Here is a 15815-nt window from a genome sequence, read left to right on the forward strand (position 1 = left end):
AAGATAGCTGTTTAGTCTTTAGATTGTATAACTATTCTTCATCAAACCAAATGGTGCTTTGTCGTTCTCGATTAACACTTAATTGGGTAACATCTGGGCGTGAATAATGACCAACAGGATCAAAATTTTGACGTTCCTGCAAAACTCTATTAAAATCTATAGTTTCGATCAACAATCCTTCCTTATGTAATACCGGTTCCAGAACCCATTCTCCATCAGGACCTGCGATGCACGATCCCCCATTACCCAAAATATCAGGTGCATTTTTTAATATTTTATCAAGATGCGGAGTGTGAGAAGGAAAATCTTCTTTCTTCATTAAACTAGAAACAGAAATTACATACGAACGAGATTCTCTAGCAATAAACCGTGTAATATCTTTGGTATTATAATCACTACCCGGCCATACAGAAATATGCAAATTTTCGCCTTGTGCATATAATGCAGCACGCGGCAATGGCATCCAGTTTTCCCAACAATTTAATCCTCCGACCATAAATTCCTTTAATGGATGTACCCTCAAACCATTACCATCTCCGGGAGACCATGTTAATCTTTCTTCATAAGTAGGTTGCAGCTTACGATGCACTGACCTTATTTCTCCATTTTCATTAATATACACCAAAGAAGCATATAAGCTATGACCACCACGATCCAATGGACGTTCGATAATACCGAGATATATCGCTATTTCGTGTTCTCTAGCAATATTACAGATTGAATCTAAATCTCCATTCTCAATAACCACAGCATTCTGTGCATAGTGTGCATGAATTTCTTTTTGAATTGCATTATCAAACTGTGCCCCATTAGTAAGTGAGACCCAAAATGGATATCCCGGCAACAGTGATTCTCCAAAAACGATAAGTTCGACTTTTTGGGATACGGCTTCAAGAATCGAGTTTTCGATTTTATGTATCGTAGCAGCTTTATCCAACCAGACTGGGGAAATCTGTGCCAAGGCAACTTTAAGTAATTGATTTTTCATATATAGTAGTTCTTTTTTTTGGGAAATTCACAATGTTTTATTAACAAACAATTAACTTTCAACAAATTGATTACCAAATACTTAAATAAGTAAAATTACACTACAAGAAACTATTCAAATAACATTCTGGTAACATTAGACAAGTGTCTAAAATCCAAAAAATGATAATGTTTCCTTTTAAATAGTATAGATTATTCAACTAAAAAAACATTTCTATATTGATCTATACGCAGTAAACATATAAAAACTATATATCACTCAAAGTTTAATTTACGTTAAAACACATCGTTTTTAACTTAATAGTAACCATTAAGGCACGTTCTAATAAAAGCTAAAATCAGAATAATCTAATGCGGGGACATAAATTTGTACTGTAAATGATTTACAAACAATGTTTAAAAAACTCAAATCTTAAAACACGTAAAAAATGAAAAAGTTAGCTGTATTATTAGTAGTAGCCGTATTAGGATCAAGTCAAGTATTTGCTTCTGATAACAACCCGAACAAAAATCAAGTACAAAAACTAAGAAACACCATCGCTGCGTTATTAGAAGCTCCACAAATCGAAGTGGAAACTGAACTAAAAGCTAATATCCAATTTACTCTAAACAATAAAAGAGAAATTGTGGTGCTAAATGTAGAGTCTAAAAACTATATAGTAGAAGATTTTGTAAAATCTAGATTGAATTATAAAAAAGTAGATCCAGAAGTATTGTCAACTGGAAACAGAGTATTCAATATTACTTTGAAAATTCAAAAGCCACAAGAGGCTTAAAAAAGGTAATCACGAAACCTAAAAAAACAGTTATACATTAATTTGTATAGCTGTTTTCTTTTTACCAAAGAATTCTATCCAAAATCATGTTGACATCAATTAATATAATGCTAAAAGCTCCTGAGACTATAATCAGCTTTAAGATATTATGAAGCCATACATAGTGTGTCTTCCCTTTTGAACCCCATATACCTATTAGAAAAATTCCCAAAAGCGCTATACAAACATAGAAATACAGGAACATATATCCTATTTCGTATTTTGTTAATAATAAATAAATTGGGATACCAGCTGCAAAAATCAGAGTACTCAATATTTTTTTAGAGGCAGGTTCACCATACACAACTGGAATTGTTTTATAATTCTGAGCCATATCGCCACTTAGATTCCCCAGGTCCTTAATCATTTCTCTCATCATTAACATTAAAAATAAAAAGGTAGCATGAACGAATATAACCTCATCAAAATTTTTGTAATAAATAAATACTGCAAAGAATGGTGTAATCGCCAAAATTGAAGCCACTATGTTACCAATTACAGGAAACTTCTTTAGTTTATGTGAATAGAACCAAATTGCAAATACATAAAATGAAAAGAACAATACTGCTCTAAAGGAAACATAACTTGCCAGTACTACTGAAAGAAAATTTAGTATAAAATACCCTGTTAATTTGGTTTGCTGACTTACCAAACGATCCAGCATTGTTTTCTGTGGTCTATTGATTAGATCTTTTTCCCGATCATAGAAGTTATTAATGATATATCCTGCTGCAATTACTCCTGAAGAAGCTAATACAATTACGAATAGATTAGGATCCAGAATCACATTTCGTAACCTAATGTGAGGGGCTAGGATAAATATCGAAGTAAAGTATTGAGCTAATACAATAATTAGAATATTATATCCTCTTACAACAGAAAATAAACTCAATAGTTTTAGAAGAAAAAGTTTATTTTTTCTGGTAAGCATACAAAAATGCTTATTAGAAGTTATAAACCACTTCTAGTTTGTGGCCCTTAAGTGCAGATTGTGCTTTTTCAAAATCCTGGGTAAAACCGAGAATATAACCTCCTCCACCAGATCCACACAATTTAAGGTAGTAATCATTAGTCTCTATACCTTTTTTCCACAAAGTGTGAAACTGTTTAGGGATCATTGGTTTAAAATTATCTAACACAACGTGTGATAATTGTTTGATATTAGAGAATAGAGACTTAACATCTCCTTTCAGGAAATCTTCTACACAAGCATCTGTATGTTTTACGAACTGTTCTTTTAGCATATTACGAAATCCTTCTTGCTTCATGTTTTCCATAAAAATACTAACCATAGGAGCAGTCTCTCCAACGATACCACTATCTAATAAGAAAACAGCACCTTTTTTATTATCAATACTTTGAGAAGGGATTCCTGCAGGTTCAATATTATCTTTAGAATGGATAAGAATAGGTAAACTAAGATAGCTATTAAGAGGATCAAGGCCAGAACTATTTCCGTGGAAGAAAGACTCCATTAATCCAAAAATCTCTTTAAGCTTTAATAATTTATCTCTGGTTAAGTTTTCTAACACTGTGATTTTATCTTCTGCATATTTATCATAAATAGCAGCTACCAAAGCACCACTACTTCCTACTCCATATCCCTGAGGAATACTACTATCAAAATACATTCCTGAAGTAATGTCTTCCTGAAGTTTTTCTAAATCAAACTTAACAACGCCCTCATCCTGAATGTTCTCAAGATACTCTGTAAATTTCTTTAGATTTTCATTAGACTTTATAGCTTCTTCGTCTGGTGTTTCAGAAACTTTTAATGCCCCTTTAAAAAAATTATAAGGTATAGAAAGGCCTTTGGAATCTTTAATAATACCATACTCTCCAAACAACAATATTTTTGAATAAAATAGCGGTCCTTTCATGAATTCTGATGATTTATCTTATTTGTATCCCTAACGCCTATAAAGTTACAATATTTTGGCGCCTAATCCTATTTTGTCGCAAATATACTGCCCATTCTGACAATACACAACTAGCTCATTATTAATAAAGTCTAAAACCTCATTTTTTTCAGCCTCAGGATACAATAAATGTACATTTGCACCTGCATCGAGTGTAAAACAAAGTTTAGAACCTATATCCTTACGATATTGCCAAACCTTATTAATTACCGATAAAGTATTAGGTTTCATCAAAATAAAATAAGGCAATGAGGTCATCATCATCGCATGGAGCGTTAGCGCTTCACTTTCTACAATCTCGACAAAAGCATCCAAATTACCTGAAATTAATACTTCTTTTAGCTTTATAATATTATCAGAAGCTTGTTCAAAACGTTTATTAGCAAATGGGTGGCCGTGCATTAAATCATGCCCAACGGTACTACTAACCTGTTTTTCTCCTTTATCTACTAATAAGATTGTATCCTGATAATTATTAAAATTAGAATGAATCTTATGTGGAAACTGTATAGCATAGGCATCACTACTGCCCTCAATGTGTTGATGATCTCCCCAAACTGTAATTGGTCCCTCGAGACTTCTACAAGCACTCCCTGAACCTAATCGAGCTAGAAATGAAGTTTTCTTTATAAAAGTTTCATCTGTAATCCCCGGATTAATTTCTCGTTCTATTTGCATCAAACAAAATGCTAAAGCACTCATCCCACTTGCAGAAGAAGCAATCCCGCTACTATGCGGAAAAGTGTTACTGGTCTCTATGGTAAATTTATAATGCTTTAAAAAAGGGAGGTATCCAGAAATTCTTTCGAAAAAACTATTAATTTTTGGTTTAAAATCTGGCTTAGGTTTCCCTTCAAAAAATAGTTCAAAATTAAAACCTTCAGAAACTGTATCTAATTTCTGATATTTTAAAATAGTTATAGTTTTACAACTATCTAATGTAAAACTGATTGAAGCATTTTCTGGCAGCTGCACTGGTCTTTTACCCCAATACTTAACCAAAGCAATATTACTAGGAGAAGTACAAGTGACTATTCCATTTTCAGGGAAACCTGATCCTAATGATAAGACGAACTCAGGATAATTAATCATAGTTCAAAATAAATTTTAGCAAATATAAGCGCTGTAGTATATTTACAGCATATTAGTACTAAAAATAAATTGCTATTTTAGTACAACACTAACGCATTTAGATGAAAAAGAAGCTTTTTCGTATTGGAATTGCGGTATTTATCTGTTTATTGATTGGTTTTTTGAGCAGTGTCGCTACTCAAACCTCTATTGATACTTGGTATGCCACATTACGTAAACCATCGTTTACTCCGCCCAATTGGATTTTTGCTCCGGTATGGTTGATCCTATATATTATGATGGGTGTCGCTGCCGGAATTGTTTGGAGCAAAGGTTTTTATCATAAATGGGTAAAAGTTGCGTTATATCATTTTGGATTTCAATTGTTACTCAATGCTGCATGGTCCATTTTTTTCTTTGGATTACAAAACCCGCTAATCGCATTATTGGATATTATAGCCCTTTTTATCCTATTATTGTTTACGATTAGATGGTTTCAAGTAGTAAATACCACTGCCGCCTACCTACTTATACCTTATGCCACATGGGTTGCTTTTGCGACTGCATTGAATTATGGAATATGGCAACTTAACTAAACCAAGAAATAAGGAATAAGATTTTTTATGAGTAAAAAAGCTATAGTCTTACAGACTACTTTAGAATTAATTACCAAGCAAGGTATCCGTGCTACGTCTCTTTCACAAATTATCAAAGAATCCGGGGTAGCCAATGGAACTGTATATCATCATTTTAAAAATAAAGAAGAAATTATAACCGAATTGTATTTAATGTTGACTCAGGATTTTGGTACTGTTGTGATGCGTAACATCCCAAAAGATGATATCAAAAAACAATTCACGATAATGTGGCTCAACCTGTTTTATTATTTTGTCAATAACCCACTTGCTTTTGTTTTCTCTGAACAGATAGCACGTTCTCCTGAGATTCCGCAATCGCTAAAAGACAAAGCTCGAGAATACTATGCTGACATTGAGAGTTATTTTAAAGAAGGTATCCGTCAAAAAATATTTAAGTCGTACAACACTTTGGTAATGGAAGAATTGTTTTTCGGAAACGTGGTCTCTCTTGTAAAAATTCACGAAAATGAAACGGTAAAGCTTCAGGAAAAACACATCAATCAGGCTATTGAGATTTCATGGAGAGGTTTTTTAAAGGATAATACAATCATCAGATAGGTAAACACACACATCTCTAAACCTCAATAAGTGATAAAAACTATACTCATTACAGGAACCAGTAGCGGAATTGGTCGTGCTATAGCTACTTACTTTTCTGAAAGAAACTGGAATGTTGCCGCTACTATGCGTAAACCTGATAAAGAAACAGAGCTTCAACATCTAAAAAACATAAAACTCTATCCCTTGGATGTTGTTGATCAAAACAGTATCCAAACCGCCATAAATGATATCATAAAAGATTTTGATAAAATTGATGTTGTAGTCAACAATGCGGGATATGGTGCTGTAGGTATTTTTGAGAAATCTGAACATAAAGATATTCAAAAACAGTTTGATGTCAACGTTTTTGGATTAATGAATGTAACGAGATATATTTTACCACATTTCAGAAAAAACCACAACGGCACTATCATTAACATCACTTCTGTAGGTGGTAGAATTACTTTTCCTCTATATTCTGTATATCACGGCACGAAATGGGCTGTAGAAGGATTTGCAGAAGCATTACAATTTGAATTAAAGCCATTTAATATCAAAGTCAAGAATGTAGAACCGGGAGCTATCAAAACTGATTTCTATGATCGCTCTCAGGAATTGTTTCAGAATCCGGAAATCGCAGATTATGATGACTATGAAAAAATAACCTTTGCTAATACTCAAAAAGCTGGTAAAGATGCTCCGGGTCCAGAAATCGTAGCTAAGACTGTTTATAAAGCAGCGAATAGCAAAAGTTTTAAATTGAGATATCCCGTAGGGCCATCAGCCGGCCTTTTTTTAATGCTTCGTAAACTTATTCCCCTTTCTTGGTTTACCAAAATGGTAAGCTCGGTGGTAGAAAGAGGGTATGATAAGCAATAGCTTTATAATCTTTATTTAATTAAAAAAGGTAACATTTTTCTACTTCAATACATTAAAGCTGTTAATTGAAAAAAGCAGGTATGATGCGTATTGTAATTATTGAGGAACAAATTGGCGTTTTAAAAACCTATAGAGAAGTTATTAATAATTCTTCTGCACACAAAGTAATTGGAGAATTTAGAAATCACAAATCTGCAGTTACAGAACTTGAATATCTAAATCCAGATATTATCATAACTGACATTGCTGTATCTGGGATTCAAGGAATAGAGTATATCAAAGAAATGGTTCCTAAATCAAAAATATTAGTTGTCACAATGGCTGAAAATACAAAATACGTTTTTGAAACCTTGCGCGCCGGAGCAACCGGTTTTATTACCAAAACCTATATCAAACAACAAATTACAGAAGCACTCATAAAATTATCTAATGGAGGTGCACCATTAAGTGACACCATTTCGAGATTGGTAGTAGAATCTTTCCAGCAAAAAAAGTTTGACCAATTGACCAATAGAGAAAATGAAGTCCTTTTTATACTTTCTCAAGGAAAAAGCTATTCTAAAATTGCAGAAGAACTATATGTCAGTATCAATACCATTAAAATGCATGTGCGCAATATTTATGAAAAATTACAAGTAACAAATAGGGATGAAATTATTAAACTTATGAATAGGCAAGAAAAATATAATTTGGCGGTTGCATAAATAAAGCAGCTAGAAAGCTGCTTTATTTATAATATTTATGATTTTTAACCCTAATTGAATGCAATCTTTACACATGCGTCTTTATATAAATCTTTTAAGACAAATTCAATAGCTTTTCTGGCGCTCTGAGCTTTTCCTAGTGAGCCTCCTTTAAAAGTGAGTTTTCCGGTTGATCGATTCCAATAAAACTCATTACTATTAGACTTAATAATTCGCTTATTATCTTTGCTTGTTACCTGAAAAGCATCAAACTCCTGACTATACTCTAATCCTGAAGGAAAATATACTTCTGTTACAAATTTTGTGGAGCCTTTTTCATACACATAGCAAACACATTCTCCAATATCTTTTGCTTCAGAAACCCTAACCATATTATTTTGTACAATTTTCCACCCCCCATTTATTCTTACTCCAACAATATCCATTAACATTGTTCCCTTTTCTGCAAGCCTCTTATCTATACTAGATTCAAAATTTATAACAGCAGAAATAATACCCGCTCTTTCTTTTTGAGTCTGAAAAACGATTTTATCTAACGTCATTTTAAAATCATAATTGTCATCATCAATAATATCATCTAATTGTGAGGAAATATCTTTTTTCTCATACGTTTTCCTGACTAAAGCTCCAGAAAGATTAACATATACGGTATTTCCACTATACTTCTCGTCAAACAACCCTAAAACATCATTTTTTTTGGTCCCCTGATTTAGAGCATTGATCTTGTTAATGTAATCCATTAACAATTTTTTTATAGGTTCTTCATTGACTGTGGCATAGCTTTGGTGTAAACCACTAAACAAAAACAAAACAACAAGAGTAAAAGTAATTTTTTTCATCTTTCATAAGGAATTAGTTAAACCTTAATAAGGTACAAAAAATTACTCAGAACAACTAATCAAAGGCTTTATAATTTTATGTTATAAATTACTTAATTCCAGTAATTTAGATACTGTTTTTAAGTTCCTTGTAGTAGCTGTGCATTGTAGTTTCTTTTCGAAAAAATTGTTGTTTAATTTTGTTCTTCCATAGCCGTTAGCAGCAAAGAAATAGACTGCATTTTTGGTGATTACATATTCTTCTGGCTCATAAGAAGTAGAGGTAAGCTCTTCTACAGCTGAAGCATCAGACTCTCCGGAAAGCAGGGTGAAATACATTTTTTTGTCTTCAATTTCTCCGCTGTCAAGTCTTTCTCTATAAGGATTATTTTGATGAATTTTTGCTAAAGTATCTCGCGTCAAGACTAAAACAGGAACGTCAAAACCAAAACGATCTTCAATACCCTTATGAATTAAAATACTTAGCGAACCTGTTGTCTGAGAAGCGCTTTGAAAAACAACATTACCACTTTGGATATAGGTTATTACAGAAGTAAAACCTAGATTCTCAAACATAGTCTTAAGATCAATCATTTTGATCTTTTTCTGACCACTGACATTAATCCCACGTAGCAAAGCGATATATGTTTTCATATTATTTAGAAGTTATAGCTTGAGCTGCAATATAGGCTCCTGTCCAAGCATTCTGAAAATTAAATCCTCCTGTGATGGCATCAATATTCAACACCTCTCCTGCAAAGTACAAATTTTGATATTTTTTACTTTCGAAAGTTTTAAAATTCACTTCTTTTAAATCAACCCCACCAGCAGTTACGAATTCCTCTTTAAAAGTACTTTTCCCTTTTACCTGAAAAATGCTTTGAGTCAATTGCTCTGATAATGTTTTAAGTTGAAATTTATTAACATCTGCCCATCTTGTGTCATTATTGATTCCTGAAGCAGCAACCAGGCTTTGCCACAATCTTTTAGGCAATTCAAATTGGGCATATTTATGTACCTGTTGCTTAGCATTAGCATCCTTAAGCTCTTTTAATTCTGAAACTATTTCCTGAGCTTTATAAAACTGAAGCCAATTGACTTCTATCTCAAAATTATAGTCAAAAGCATTAAGTTCTATGGCTCCCCAAGCAGAAAGCTTTAAAATTGCCGGGCCGCTCATTCCCCAATGCGTAATAAGCAAAGGCCCTTCACTCGATAATTTAGAATTTCTAACCTTAACTGAAGCATTGGTAGCTACTCCCGGTAAATCCTTAATTCTGGAGTCTTTGATATTAAAAGTAAATAAAGAGGGTACGGCTTCTACAATAGTATGATTAAGATTTTCTAGTAAATTCCATATTTTAGGATTACTACCAGTAGCAATCATCAATTTTTTGGTGCTAAAATCACCTTGATTTGTTTTTAATATCCAGGAATCCTCCTCTTTGCTAAAATTCTTTACGGCATGACTCTTTAGAATTTCTATCTGCAATCGTTTCGCTTCTTTCAGAAAACAATCAATAATTGTCTGTGAAGAATCAGAAACCGGAAATATTCTTCCGTCTTCTTCAATTTTTAACGCTACTCCACGATTATCAAACCACTCCATCGTATCACCAGTCATAAAAGTATGAAAAGGCCCTTTCAGTTCTTTTTCTCCTCTAGGGTAATTCTTTGTCAATTCATTAGGGATAAATTCGGCATGGGTCACATTACATCGACCCCCACCAGAAACCCTAACCTTGGATAAGACTTCTTTTCCGCGTTCTAGAATAGCGATTTTGAGCTTTGGATTATTTTCAGCTACATTAATTGCAGTAAAAAAACCGGCAGCTCCGCCACCAACTATGATGAGATCATATTGCATTATGCAAAATTAGGAAAATCAGTTATGATTCCATCTACCTTCCAGTCTTTTGATTGTTGCATTTTCAATTTATCATTTACAGTCCAAACATATACTTGGAACCCTTTTGATTTAGCCAAATCAACTTCTTTTTTAGTGAGCGAATAAACAGGCGGATGTATCGAGAATGTATCCAAAGCTTCTGCAATGGACACCACACTAAAAATATCATCTTCTGTTAAAACACCTAGCTTATATTTAGAAGTTATTCTTTTTATCTGAAATAACTGCGAATGATCAAAACTTGATAAAATGAAATGATTGTAGTCCCAACTATAATTTTTAATATACTTTTCTAAAAGTTCTATGGTAGGTATAGCCGTTCCTATTCCTTTTAATTCTATGTTTAGAACACATTTTCCATCTATCAGATCTAGTACCTGATCTAATTTTGGAATTCTATAACCTTCAGGAGTTCTAAATCTTTTTAACTCTGACCAGGTAAACTCTGATACTTTTCCTTTGCCATTGGTAGTCCTTTCTAATGTATGATCATGTATAACGACCAACTCACTTGATTTACACCTATGAACATCAATTTCGATTCCATCTACACCTTGTTTCAGTGCTTCTGTAATAGATTCTAACGTGTTTTCGGCAACTAGTCCCGCTGCCCCACGATGACCAAATATTTTCACTTCTTATTTATTTAAAAGCAGAAATTCCTGTTATATCCATACCTGTGATTAACAAATGAATGTCATGAGTTCCTTCATAAGTAATTACACTTTCTAAATTCATCATATGACGCATAATACTATATTCTCCTGTAATACCCATTCCACCGAGGATTTGTCGTGCTTCTCTGGCAATTTTGATTGCCATATCTACATTATTACGTTTAGCCATAGAAATCTGAGCAGAAGTGGCTTTACCTTCATTTCGTAATACTCCTAATCTCCATGCTAATAGCTGCGCTTTGGTGATTTCGGTAATCATTTCTGCCAGTTTCTTTTGTTGTAATTGTGTTCCTCCTATAGGTTTATCAAACTGTATACGTTCTTTAGAATAACGCAAAGCCGTATCATAACAATCCATTGCTGCGCCAATAGCACCCCAAGCGATCCCAAAACGTGCCGAATCTAGACATCCTAATGGAGCTCCTAATCCACTTTTACCAGGTAAAAGATTTTCTTTAGGCACTTTTACATTATCAAAAATCAATTCTCCGGTTGCAGAAGCTCTTAGCGACCATTTATTATGAGTCTCAGGAGTAGAAAAACCTTCCATTCCTCGTTCCACTACTAATCCGTGAATTCTTCCTTCTTCATTTTTTGCCCAAACTACTGCAATATCAGCAAAAGGAGCATTAGATATCCATAGTTTAGCTCCATTTAATAGATAATGATCTCCTTTATCTTTAAAATTAGTTGTCATCCCCCCAGGATTAGATCCATGATCAGGCTCCGTAAGACCGAAACATCCCATAAATTCTCCTGATGCTAATTTAGGAAGGTATTTTTTACGCTGTTCTTCTGAACCATATTTCCAGATTGGATACATTACTAATGACGATTGCACAGAAGATGTAGATCGTACTCCAGAGTCTCCTCTTTCGATCTCCTGCATAATCAGACCATAACTGATTTGATCCAAACCAGCTCCGCCATATTCCTCAGGGATATAAGGCCCAAAAGCCCCAATTTCTGCCAAACCTTTGATAATTTGATTCGGAAATTCTGCACGTTGCGCATATTCTTCAATAATAGGCGATACTTCGCGTTTTACCCAACTGCGGGCTGCATCACGAACCAATTTATGTTCATCACTCAATAATTCATCAAGGTTATAATAGTCAGGAGCTTCAAAAAGGTCTGGTTTCATTTAAAATTATTTTATAGTATTATCAAAATCAAGATCGTTAAACCGTCAACAAATGTAATTAATGGAAAAAGAGCAACCAATTTTTTTGACATTTTTAAAAAAACTAGAAAAAGATTAATAATTATACATATCATCAGTTAACACTTCTTTAATACCTTTATCCTTTGCATTAGCGAAGAAATCCGTGTATAAATTCCGCAGTTTACAACTTTTTTCTACACTTATTTAAGGCATTAAAACATCTTCAATCTAACCTTTTCAATTCTTAAATAATTGTTTTTCAGAGTATTAACGTCCTGTTCTACATATCCCTAATTGCTGTGGCATAATTATTCTATACTAACTAAGCGTAACAAAATTTTAAAATCTTAAAGGAAATAACCATGAAAAATTTATTTGTATTACCAATCTTAGCATTAGTATTATTATTAGGAACTCAAAATAGCTATGCTCAGGAAACAGCATCTAACGATCAGGATGAGATTACAGTAGCTCAAGAGAAATATATTGATCTTGCTGTCGAGAATTTGCCACAATCTGTGCTAGATGCTGTTGCTCGAGATTTTAAAGGATCTACTATTAGCAAAGCTGCTGCGAAAGAAGATGCTTCAGAATTTAAACTAGAACTAGCCAAAGAAGATGGGGAAACAGTTGAAGTATACTGTGACGCTGAAGGAAATTGGATCACCAAGTAACTAAACCACCAAATAGTAATAACTAACCAAAATTAAGTGAGTTATCCATATTATTTTATAGCTGACTAACAATAGAGTGATTGAATTTTCAGAAAGGGAGGATCGTTATGGTTCTCCTTTTCCTTTTACAATAATATTACATTTTTAAATAAAATTCCTTTGTTAAATCTATATAATCACTAGTATAATTATGGCGTGAGTGTTCTATGATCAATTCATTAATGTCTACCGATATTTGATCAAAACCTAATAACAAAAGACTTCTTTTAATTTCTGAATCTGGAGTACCTTTTACCCTAGTGATTTTCTGAGGAAACAATTTTACTTTTTCGGCAATGTCAATTGCTCTTTGCTCTTCTTTATATGGTAAAACTATAGCTAATTTGCCTTGATTTGATAATAATGAAACACCACCCATCAAAATATGTTCTAAAGGAAGTGCATCTTCAAATCTTGCCACATCTCTTTTAGTATCTGTAGTTTTATAATCTTCTGTATAAAAAGGAGGGTTACTAATCAAAAGATCATACTCATCTTCAATCTCTTCAACAAACTCCTGAAAAGATGCGTGGTAGCAGAATAATCGATCTCCCCAAGACGAAGCTTCAAAATTCTCAACTGCCTGTTCATAAGCATCTGAGTCAATCTCTAAAGCGTCTATAATTTCTGCATCAGAGCGTTGTGCCATCATCAAAGCAACAACTCCAGTTCCTGTACCAACATCCAAAATTGATCCAATATTATTATCTATCGGTGCCCAAGCACCTAACAACACCCCATCAGTGCCTATTTTCATAGCACAACGATCTTGATGAACGGTAAATTGTTTAAATTCAAAAGGTTTATTCATAGTTATCTTAAAACCGGCAGAAGAAATTCCAATCTGCATCAAGAGAACAAAAATATTAGCTTAATTTATAGGTAAAGATCAATAAGCCCTTCAGGAGTATTGACATATATTTCTTTAGAGTCTCTATCTATTTTATCAATGAATTCATCATCCATCGGTATAAGAACCTCCGTACCTTCCCTATCAATTTCGAATAAAGCTTGAGCAGTAGAATCGTTAATCGATTTTATAATCCCAACTTCTCCAAAGGAATTATCTATAATAGTAAAACCTATTACTTCATGAAAATAAAATTGATCCCCTTCTAATTTAGGAAGTAGACTAAGTGGCAGGTACAATTCGGCTTTCATTAAATCATCAGCATCTTCCTCTGTATCTACATCTTCGAATTTTACGCGAAGTAGGTCACTTTTGTGTAATGAACATTTTTCAATAAAAAATGGAACCAGATTATCATTATAATTGATAAACACTGATTCCATTTTTACATAACTTTCGGGTTCATCGGTATCTAATTTAATTAGGACCTCACCCTTAAAACTAAATTTACTTACGATTTTACCTAGATAGAAGCATTCTTCTTTCTTCATCGTCAATAATGCAACTATTCTTCCTCGTTGCTAGCTTCTTCAGTTACTTCTGCTGCAGGTGCATCTACAGTTTCTTCTGTAGCTACTTCTGCTTCAGCCGCTTCTTCTGCATTTGCCTCAGCTTCTGCTTTTGCAGCTTCTGCTTCTCGCTTAGCATTTACTTCTTTCTCAGCTTCAAGAGCTTTAGCTTTTGCATCAGCTTCAGCTTTTGCTACTGCATCTTTCTTAGCATTAACAGATCCTTCTTTCTCTGATAACCATGCTTGGAACTTTTCTTCAGCTTGTTCTTCAGTAAGAGCACCTTTTCTAACTCCACCAGCAAGGTGATTTTTTAGCATTACTCCTTTGTAAGATAATATAGCTCTTGCAGTATCGGTAGGTTGCGCACCATTCTGTAACCACTTTACAGCTCCATCAACATCTAAGTCAATACTTGCTGGGTTTACATTAGGGTTGTAAGTACCTAACTTTTCAAGAAATCTACCATCTCTTTTTGATCTAGCATCTGCTGCTACGATCCAGTAAAAAGGCTTCCCTTTTTTACCGTGTCTCTGTAATCTAATTTTAACAGGCATAAAAATTAATTTTTGGGTACACGACCCTGTTCATAATTAAGGGCGCAAAGGTAAGTATTTTTTAAATAAAAGAAGTTACTAAATTCAAAGTTTATTCTCTTATAAGACAAATGCTTAGTCGTACTTCTTTAGTATACTATTCTAAAAAAACGTATAACTAGTTAAAGGAAAAATTTTAAATCTTCATTTTTAAATCAAAAATTATTGATTTTGTGTATTTCATCGATAAAAACATTCTTTTGTCGTCAAAAAATTGTGTAACCAGGATTTTTATAATATGTTTGTTTCCATACTTTTTTACAGTTTTTTGTAAAAAGCATTCAACGCCCCAAGCCTATGAATAGAAAAACTACACTGTTATTCTTATGTATTCCTTTTGCTATAATATCTTGTATTAAAGATACAGATGTTAACCTTGCTCAAACTTTTAAAGTTCAAAAATTTACTAAACATAGTGCATATAATACTTCAGAAATAATTAACCCTTGTCTTTTGGACGCATCCCTAACGGCAATAATAAATGATTCCAAAATGATTACAGATGATCATACGGCTACTGTAGATGCTAAGAATCAGATCATAACATTAAAAGCAAATAATGAAACAAAGAGCACAACACTTAAGTTTCCTATAAACACCTCACCCGGAGTATACAAATTATCCAAAAAAGGAAAGTATAGTGCCTCTTATCAAACTAATAACAAAACTTATTCCTCCCTTTCAGGAAAACTAATAATTAAAGATTACAACATTTATACTAAATGTATTGCTGGCAACTTTGAGTTTAAAACAATAAACGATATTGCTGTTTCTGAAGGTTTTTTTGAATTCGGTTACTAAACATTAACTCAATTATAGGGCGAGAGGCGTTCATTTTTTTAAAAATGGGCGCTTTTCATTTTTTAACACATTATAGTTTTATCATAAATAGTATTAGTTAATAATTCTGAATAACTTTTCTGAAGACCACCTCTTAATTTTAATTATTTTTGAAGGTTAATTGT

The 15815-nt window shown here is 33.2% G+C and carries 19 protein-coding genes; 7 read left to right on the forward strand and 12 right to left on the reverse strand.

Annotation, left to right across the window (positions count from 1 at the left end; all coding sequences use genetic code 11):
* Positions 1-31: 31 nt before the first annotated feature.
* Positions 32-988 carry a carbon-nitrogen hydrolase family protein gene (locus J8M14_RS12410; protein ID WP_211074940.1) on the reverse strand — a complete coding sequence of 319 codons (957 nt, stop codon included), beginning with the start codon at positions 986-988 and terminating at the stop codon, positions 32-34.
* Positions 989-1415: 427 nt separating this feature from the next.
* Between J8M14_RS12410 and J8M14_RS12415 the strand changes: the two genes are divergently transcribed.
* Complete coding sequence (locus J8M14_RS12415; protein WP_211074941.1) at positions 1416-1763, forward strand: hypothetical protein; 348 nt, start codon at positions 1416-1418, stop codon at positions 1761-1763.
* A gap of 61 nt (positions 1764-1824) precedes the next feature.
* Here the strand turns inward: J8M14_RS12415 and J8M14_RS12420 are convergent, their stop codons facing one another.
* From J8M14_RS12420 to J8M14_RS12430, 3 genes are read right to left on the reverse strand one after another with little or no spacing between them, the layout of a single operon-like run.
* On the reverse strand, positions 1825-2733 hold the full coding sequence (locus tag J8M14_RS12420; RefSeq protein ID WP_211074942.1) for a geranylgeranylglycerol-phosphate geranylgeranyltransferase: 909 nt from the start codon (positions 2731-2733) through the stop codon (positions 1825-1827).
* A 13-nt stretch (positions 2734-2746) separates the two neighbouring features.
* Positions 2747-3682: a mevalonate kinase gene (locus J8M14_RS12425; RefSeq protein ID WP_211074943.1), complete on the reverse strand. Its 936-nt coding sequence runs from the start codon at positions 3680-3682 to the stop codon at positions 2747-2749.
* Positions 3683-3727: 45 nt separating this feature from the next.
* Positions 3728-4813: a diphosphomevalonate decarboxylase gene (locus J8M14_RS12430; RefSeq protein ID WP_211074944.1), complete on the reverse strand. Its 1086-nt coding sequence runs from the start codon at positions 4811-4813 to the stop codon at positions 3728-3730.
* Between the two features lie 101 nt (positions 4814-4914).
* Between J8M14_RS12430 and J8M14_RS12435 the strand changes: the two genes are divergently transcribed.
* The 4 genes from J8M14_RS12435 (at position 4915) to J8M14_RS12450 (ending at position 7553) form a co-directional block, all read left to right on the forward strand.
* Positions 4915-5388: a TspO/MBR family protein gene (locus J8M14_RS12435; protein ID WP_211074945.1), complete on the forward strand. Its 474-nt coding sequence runs from the start codon at positions 4915-4917 to the stop codon at positions 5386-5388.
* Between the two features lie 27 nt (positions 5389-5415).
* Positions 5416-5988 (forward strand): TetR/AcrR family transcriptional regulator, encoded by a 573-nt coding sequence (locus J8M14_RS12440; protein WP_211074946.1) that lies wholly within the window; start codon positions 5416-5418, stop codon positions 5986-5988.
* 30 nt (positions 5989-6018) lie between these two features.
* On the forward strand, positions 6019-6849 hold the full coding sequence (locus J8M14_RS12445) for an SDR family oxidoreductase (protein WP_211074947.1): 831 nt from the start codon (positions 6019-6021) through the stop codon (positions 6847-6849).
* Between the two features lie 65 nt (positions 6850-6914).
* A complete protein-coding gene (locus J8M14_RS12450) occupies positions 6915-7553 on the forward strand; it encodes a response regulator transcription factor (protein ID WP_211074948.1) in 639 nt (212 codons plus the stop codon).
* Between the two features lie 50 nt (positions 7554-7603).
* Here J8M14_RS12450 and J8M14_RS12455 read toward each other — a convergent pair whose 3' ends face one another.
* The 5 genes from J8M14_RS12455 to J8M14_RS12475 form a co-directional block, all read right to left on the reverse strand.
* Entirely contained in the window at positions 7604-8392 is a 789-nt protein-coding gene (locus J8M14_RS12455; RefSeq protein ID WP_211074949.1) for a hypothetical protein, read from the reverse strand.
* Between the two features lie 81 nt (positions 8393-8473).
* Positions 8474-9025, reverse strand: a complete 552-nt coding sequence (locus tag J8M14_RS12460) for a DUF1697 domain-containing protein (protein ID WP_211074950.1) — start codon at positions 9023-9025, stop codon at positions 8474-8476.
* Position 9026: 1 nt separating this feature from the next.
* Positions 9027-10241, reverse strand: coding sequence for an NAD(P)/FAD-dependent oxidoreductase (locus tag J8M14_RS12465; RefSeq protein ID WP_211075073.1), 1215 nt, complete (start codon positions 10239-10241; stop codon positions 9027-9029).
* Positions 10238-10915 (reverse strand): glycerophosphodiester phosphodiesterase family protein, encoded by a 678-nt coding sequence (locus J8M14_RS12470; RefSeq protein WP_211074951.1) that lies wholly within the window; start codon positions 10913-10915, stop codon positions 10238-10240. The genes J8M14_RS12465 and J8M14_RS12470 overlap by 4 nt, the downstream gene beginning before the upstream one ends.
* Positions 10916-10922: 7 nt before the next feature.
* The gene (locus tag J8M14_RS12475) at positions 10923-12101 is read right to left on the reverse strand and encodes an acyl-CoA dehydrogenase family protein (protein ID WP_211074952.1); all 1179 of its coding nucleotides are present in this window, start codon (positions 12099-12101) and stop codon (positions 10923-10925) included.
* Between the two features lie 383 nt (positions 12102-12484).
* Here J8M14_RS12475 and J8M14_RS12480 point away from each other — a divergent pair, with 383 nt between their 5' ends.
* Positions 12485-12796 carry a hypothetical protein gene (locus tag J8M14_RS12480; protein ID WP_211074953.1) on the forward strand — a complete coding sequence of 104 codons (312 nt, stop codon included), beginning with the start codon at positions 12485-12487 and terminating at the stop codon, positions 12794-12796.
* Between the two features lie 136 nt (positions 12797-12932).
* Here the strand turns inward: J8M14_RS12480 and J8M14_RS12485 are convergent, their stop codons facing one another.
* The 3 genes from J8M14_RS12485 to J8M14_RS12495 all read right to left on the reverse strand — a co-directional run bounded on the left by J8M14_RS12485 (position 12933) and on the right by J8M14_RS12495 (position 14811).
* On the reverse strand, positions 12933-13646 hold the full coding sequence (locus tag J8M14_RS12485) for a methyltransferase (protein ID WP_211075075.1): 714 nt from the start codon (positions 13644-13646) through the stop codon (positions 12933-12935).
* A 65-nt stretch (positions 13647-13711) separates the two neighbouring features.
* Entirely contained in the window at positions 13712-14236 is a 525-nt protein-coding gene (gene rimM, locus J8M14_RS12490) for a ribosome maturation factor RimM (protein ID WP_211074954.1), read from the reverse strand.
* Positions 14237-14250: 14 nt separating this feature from the next.
* Positions 14251-14811: a 30S ribosomal protein S16 gene (locus J8M14_RS12495; RefSeq protein WP_211074955.1), complete on the reverse strand. Its 561-nt coding sequence runs from the start codon at positions 14809-14811 to the stop codon at positions 14251-14253.
* Positions 14812-15147: 336 nt separating this feature from the next.
* On the opposite strand from J8M14_RS12495, the gene J8M14_RS12500 reads away from it, so the two are divergent.
* Complete coding sequence (locus J8M14_RS12500) at positions 15148-15651, forward strand: DUF6252 family protein (protein WP_211074956.1); 504 nt, start codon at positions 15148-15150, stop codon at positions 15649-15651.
* Positions 15652-15815: the final 164 nt, after the last annotated feature.

This window comes from Aquimarina sp. MMG016, assembly GCF_018100805.1.
In the GTDB taxonomy this organism is placed as follows: domain Bacteria; phylum Bacteroidota; class Bacteroidia; order Flavobacteriales; family Flavobacteriaceae; genus Aquimarina.